Here is a 5889-nt window from a genome sequence, read left to right as displayed (position 1 = left end):
TTGCCGATAGCTTCCCAATCCGGCAGCCAATTTTCAGCGAGAATCTCCTCTAGACTAGCTAACACTTCCACGGGGAAAATACTGGCATCTAATTCGGTTATATCAATAATTATCTCCCGGGCATCGCTGTAACATTCCTCAAGTATCTCGGATAAATAGGGTTTGAGACTGGGACTATCTCTCAGTATTTTCTTGATTTGTTTCCGAAAGGTTCTAATTTCCCCTTTCCATGCTGCTTGATTATAATCTCGTTGGGATTGCCAGTAAGTTAACTTCAGTAAATGTTCTAAAAGTCGAGTTAATAAACTTTCTAATGCTCGTCGATTATTTTTACCCAAATCTGCCAACTCCTCTAATAAATTCTGCCAATCTACTGCTTGAAAATCCCCTTGACGCAATTGGTTGATAGTGGACTCTAACCAAAGTTGATAATCGCTATCGTAGAGATTTGGGATAGTAATATTCATGATTTTTTACTCCTTAATTGCACTTTTCAGAATCATTGCTGATAGCTTCCCAATCCGGCAGCCAATTTTCAGCGAGAATCTCCTCTAGACTAGCTAACACTTCCACGGGGAAAATACTGGCATCTAATTCGGTTTCGTCAATAAGCAGATTGCGAGCATCGAGATAACATTCCGGCAAAATTTCCCTTAAATAGGACTTTAAACTGGGACTATCTTTGAGAATTTTTTTGATCTGAATACGAAAATTGCGAATTTCTTTTTTCCATCCAGCTTGATTATAATCCCGTTGGGATTGCCAGTAAGTTAACTTCAGTAAATGTTCTAAAAGTCGAGTTAATAAACTTTCTAATGCTCGTCGTTCACTTTTACCCAAATCTGCCAACTCCTCTAATAAATTCTGCCAATCTACCGCTTGAAAATCCCCTTGACGCAATTGGTTGATAGTGGACTCTAACCAAAGTTGATAATCGCTATCGTAGAGATTTGAAATGGTAATATTCATCATTTTTAAAATGGGGAAAAATCAGGAGTTAAGCTGCAGGTATCCAAACTATAGGAGAAATTGGGGCTAATCAATCAGCTAGTTTTGCCAGTTTAGCCGAATTATCCTCAATCACATCTAACCGCGAAAAAACCGCCAAAAAGAGTGATAATAAACCTAAGTGGGTGGGTGGAATTAAATATAAGATGAACGTAGGTTGGGTTGAAGCATGAAACCCAACCCCCGCATGGGTTACGCTACCGCTAACCCATCCTACAAATAATTATGCCTCCCTACTTAGCTATTCCCAGAGTAACAAGAAAAGCCCGATGGTGAAAACAGTAATAGGTGTCGATTTAGGTGGAACTGCGATTAAAATTGGTAAATTTGACCAAGAGGGCAATTGTCTCGAATCTCTCACCTTGCCCACTCCCCAACCCGCTACACCCAAAGAAGTCGCCAATACCATACATCAAGGCATTTGTCAAGTAAATTTAGATAAAAGTTGTCAAGCCATCGGTGTGGGAACGCCGGGGCCGGCGGATGCTCAGGGAAGAATTGCCAAAATAGCGATTAATTTGGCAGGATGGCGGGATATTCCCCTCGCCGATTGGTTAGAAGAAAGTACGGGAATGCCGACAATTTTAGCCAATGATGCCAATTGTGCCGGTTTGGGGGAAGCTTGGTTAGGAGCGGGCAAACGGTTTCAAAACTTGATCCTGTTGACCTTGGGGACGGGAGTAGGAGGGGCAATTATCCTCGATGGTAACTTATTTGTCGGCAGCAAGGGAACGGCCGCGGAATTAGGCTTAATAACCCTTAATTTTGACGGTCCATTGTGCAATAGCGGTAATCGGGGTTCCTTGGAACAATACGTCTCCCGGCAAGCTATTCGCCGGATGACCGGCAAAGAACCGAAGCAATTGGCAGAATTGGCCGAAAAAGGCGATCGAGAGGCTTTAGAATTCTGGCAGCGTTACGGCTGTTTACTGGGGGCTGGTATCGCTAGTTTACTCTATATTCTCACCCCAGAGGCGGTAATTATCGGCGGCGGCATTAGCGCCAGTGCTAAGTTTTTCTTTCCCTCTCTGCTCACAGAAATCGAAAGACGGGTGTTACCTAGTTCCAGAGAAAGATTAGAGGTATTAACGGCCGAGTTGGGTAATCGCGCCGGGATGGTGGGGGCTGCTAAATTAGCTTGGCAATTATTGGATCTCCGCAAGGAGTCTATTATGGGGGGGGACTGACTTAATCGTGAATAATTAAGTGGCGATCGCAATCGCTGCTCACGGCTCCCTGACGCTGAAATTCGCCTAACAAACGCGTCACCGTTACCCTCGTGGTACCGATAGCATTGGCGAGATTTTGATGGGTTAAACGGATCTTTAAACGACTGCCTTGGGCGATTGGTTCTCCCATTTCCCGCTTTAATAACTGTAGTAACTGCTGGAGACGCTCCTCCACTCGTTTGATTCCTGCGATCGCAAGAAGCGATTCCGTTTGTTGTTGACGACGGATCATTTGATTTAGCATCATCCTAGTTAATTCCGCCGAATTTTCGACTTCGGCGATCGTGTACCATTTTAGGTACAGTTCCGACAAGGCTCTGGCGTGATAGGATTCTAGATGGGTCAAATTTAAGCCAAAAAAGTGGGATGAATGGGCCCAGCCTAGTAAAATTTCCTCTCCACTCTCAGATACTTGACTTAGTTGCGCCATACCCCGATAAACTTGCCAGACTCCATCAACCACCAGAGGAATATTTTCCCCGCGATCATAAAAATGGAGCCGACGACTCTCGCTATAGTCTTCTCGGAAGGGTGAGACGCTGGGATTATAGGTCAGCAACATGATCAAAGTTCTCCTGGGTGAGGGGATAGCAATTTTAACCCCACTTTACTGTATCAAGGTAAACATTAGGTAATCCCCAGATTAACAGTTATCAGTTATCAGTGGGTCAGTCATCAGTGGGTTAGTGACCAGTTTTCAGATGTGAGTTATCAGTTCACTGATTACTGTTTACTGTTCACTGAAATAAGACGGCCACTGCCATCTCCCGAAGCTGAAAAACCTCAAGATTATTAATTTAAAGCATCTTTAAGAGCCGTGCGAGCGGCCAGATGATTGCGGGTTGAGGTGAGAATTTCCGATTCTCGTTGCAGACGACTGACTGTATCGAGCATTTCCAATAAAGCCTGTTGTTCCCCGGCCACACCGTAGAGATTACCCGCCACCCAGTAGGATAATTCTAGGGGAAGACTGGGCAAATCGTCGGGGAGTTCAATTTTTTGAGCGGTTAATTTGGCTGATAGATGAACCACATCCCGCAGCAGTCGATCCACTTCTTTGGCCAGAGGTCGCAGATCTTGGGTGGTGGGGACATCTTCAATCCACTCCACTAAACCGACACGATAGGGTTTTTCCCGGACATATTCTAGGACACGGAAACGCTGTTGACCGATGGTGAGAATTTTTAACCGATCATCTGGAAGACGTTGACAACGGACAACTTCCGCACAACTGCCGACTTTAGCGATTTCTCCCGTGGCTGGATCTACCATTAAGACCCCAAAACGGCGATCTTCTTCCAATATCGTATTCATCATAATCCGATAGCGAAACTCGAAGATGTGCAGGGGCAGGGGACGACCCGGGAATAAAACAACTTCGGGAAGGGGAAAGAGAGGTAATTCTCTAACGGCAATGGAAGAAGTGGCCATAGGTTTAGTAAAAAAAAACCGATCTTTTCTTATTTTTACACAATACCCCCTGAACCGCTAGGCAAGGGCAAGAGACTCCGAGCCAGTATTGAGGGGTCGGGAGATTGCCTTTATTTATTCTCCCCACACCCCACCTTAATGCACTTACTGCATGATATAAATGCCTAAACACGATGGTGAGCGGATTTCTGTTACAAACAATACAAAATTATCCAACTTAAAACGAATTAAATAACAAATAGAGACTAGGTAAATTACTAAATTTTTGCTAATGACGACAGTATTTTACAGAATACTTATTGTTAAATCCCGATTTCTTCATTTCTAACCCGCACCAACTAGAACAATTGCACCCACAGACCAGTAAGGAGATAGATTCGTGGTACAAGCACCTGAAAAAGATGGAACAACTCTCAATAAATTCGAGAAATTTAAAGCCGAAAAAGACGGATTAGCCATTAAAGATGAACTGGAGCATTTTGCCCAAATCGGTTGGGAAGCGATGGATAAAACCGATTTAGAACATCGCTTAAAATGGGTGGGAGTTTTTTATCGTCCCGTCACCCCGGGCAAATTCATGATGCGTTTGCGGATTCCTAACGGCATTCTCAGCAGTGAGCAAATGCGGGTTTTAGGGGAAATTGTGCAGCGTTACGGTGATGATGGCAATGCCGATATTACTACTCGTCAAAACCTACAATTACGCGGTATTCGTATCGAAGATATTCCTGATATTTTCCAACGACTAAAATCCGTGGGCATGACTTCGGTACAATCGGGCATGGATAATGTCAGAAATATTACCGGTTCACCCATGGCAGGACTAGACGCAGATGAATTAATTGACACCAGGGAATTAGTCCAAAAAGTCCAAGATATGATTACCAACTACGGTCAAGGTAATTATCAATTTAGCAATCTGCCCCGCAAATTTAATATTGCCATCGAGGGGGGACGGGATAATTCCGTTCATGCGGAAATTAACGATATTGCCTTTGTTCCTGCCTATAAAGAGGGAGAATTAGGCTTTAATGTCGTGGTGGGCGGCTTTTTCTCGGCTAAACGCTGTGAAGCGGCAATTCCCATGAATGTTTGGGTGAGACCGAATCAGGAAGTGGTGGATTTATGCCGAGGAATTTTGGAAGTTTACCGCGATAACGGATTGCGCGCCAATCGTCAAAAATCCCGTTTAATGTGGTTAATTGATGAGTGGGGAATTGAGGAATTCCGCACGCGGGTGGCTAATCAGTTAGGTTATCCCTTGGCAACGGCAGCCGAAAAAGACGCTATTGACTGGGAAAAACGAGATCATTTAGGAGTTTTTCCCCAAAAACAGGAGGGATTGAGCTATATCGGTCTTTGTGTTCCCGTTGGTCGTCTATTTGCCGATGATATGTTCGATTTAGCCCGGATTGCCGAAGTGTATGGCAGCGGAGAATTGCGTTTAACCGTGGAACAAAACGTGATTATTCCCAATATAGCGGCTGAAAATATGCCGACTCTTTTAACCGAGCCTTTACTGGCTAAGTTTACCCCCAATCCCACTCCTTTACAACGAGCGCTCGTTTCCTGCACGGGGGCGCAATTCTGCAATTTTGCCCTGATTGAAACCAAAAATAAGGCTGTGGACTTGATTCGTCAGTTAGATGCCGAATTAAATATCCCCCGGGGTGTGCGGATCCATTGGACTGGTTGCCCTAACTCCTGCGGACAACCCCAAGTGGCCGATATCGGTTTGATGGGGACAAAAGCTCGCAAAGACGGCAAAACCGTGGAGGGAGTTGACCTCTACATGGGGGGTAAAGTGGGTAAAGATGCTCACCTGGGAAGTTGTGTACAAAAAGGGATTCCCTGTGAAGATCTAAAATCGCTGTTAACTTCTATCCTCATCGAACAATTTGGGGCGACACCGAAAGGTTAATTAACAAGTTTCTCGATACGCTGGGGGGTTTATCCCCTCTTTTTTTTCTGTATCTCTGTTGCTTTAAATTGGCAAACCTCTTGCTATATTAGGGGGCAGATAGGAGCAGGAAAATCCTTATATATAGCGTTTCTCACACCTGTGTGGCACAGTCAAACCTTTGCTGATTAAGCTTTTCACCATCGACAATGTACCTCTTGCGAACAGGAAACGCTATATTTTCCTACCAGATGGGAATCGTTACTTAGGGTTTGCTGAATAAATGTGAAATATAGACGAGGTAAGAGTTTTAGGGTACTG

The 5889-nt window shown here is 44.4% G+C and carries 6 protein-coding genes; 2 read left to right on the top strand and 4 right to left on the bottom strand.

Going from position 1 to position 5889, the window contains the following annotated elements:
* Together PX636_RS15460 and PX636_RS15455 are read right to left on the bottom strand one after the other, a co-directional pair.
* Positions 1 to 467 (bottom strand): DUF29 domain-containing protein (locus PX636_RS15460; RefSeq protein ID WP_288117738.1); only part of this gene is annotated, 467 nt, incomplete at its 3' end.
* A gap of 13 nt (positions 468 to 480) precedes the next feature.
* Entirely contained in the window at positions 481 to 969 is a 489-nt protein-coding gene (locus tag PX636_RS15455; protein WP_502882891.1) for a DUF29 domain-containing protein, read from the bottom strand.
* 308 nt (positions 970 to 1277) lie between these two features.
* Here PX636_RS15455 and PX636_RS15450 point away from each other — a divergent pair, with 308 nt between their 5' ends.
* Positions 1278 to 2195, top strand: a complete 918-nt coding sequence (locus PX636_RS15450; protein WP_288117736.1) for an ROK family protein — start codon at positions 1278 to 1280, stop codon at positions 2193 to 2195.
* A 1-nt stretch (position 2196) separates the two neighbouring features.
* Here PX636_RS15450 and PX636_RS15445 read toward each other — a convergent pair whose 3' ends face one another.
* Together PX636_RS15445 and PX636_RS15440 are read right to left on the bottom strand one after the other, a co-directional pair.
* Positions 2197 to 2799 (bottom strand): Crp/Fnr family transcriptional regulator, encoded by a 603-nt coding sequence (locus PX636_RS15445; RefSeq protein WP_002797848.1) that lies wholly within the window; start codon positions 2797 to 2799, stop codon positions 2197 to 2199.
* 230 nt (positions 2800 to 3029) lie between these two features.
* Positions 3030 to 3668 carry an LON peptidase substrate-binding domain-containing protein gene (locus PX636_RS15440; protein WP_002739408.1) on the bottom strand — a complete coding sequence of 213 codons (639 nt, stop codon included), beginning with the start codon at positions 3666 to 3668 and terminating at the stop codon, positions 3030 to 3032.
* A gap of 379 nt (positions 3669 to 4047) precedes the next feature.
* Between PX636_RS15440 and PX636_RS15435 the strand changes: the two genes are divergently transcribed.
* Positions 4048 to 5589, top strand: coding sequence for a ferredoxin--nitrite reductase (locus PX636_RS15435; RefSeq protein WP_288117735.1), 1542 nt, complete (start codon positions 4048 to 4050; stop codon positions 5587 to 5589).
* The last annotated feature ends 300 nt before the right edge of the window (positions 5590 to 5889 follow it).

It is taken from the genome of Microcystis sp. M53598_WE2 (genome assembly GCF_030067735.1).
Taxonomy (GTDB): domain Bacteria; phylum Cyanobacteriota; class Cyanobacteriia; order Cyanobacteriales; family Microcystaceae; genus Microcystis; species Microcystis aeruginosa.
The sequence above is the reverse complement of the archived record's forward strand: the minus strand, read 5'-3'. Positions and strand labels throughout refer to the sequence as shown.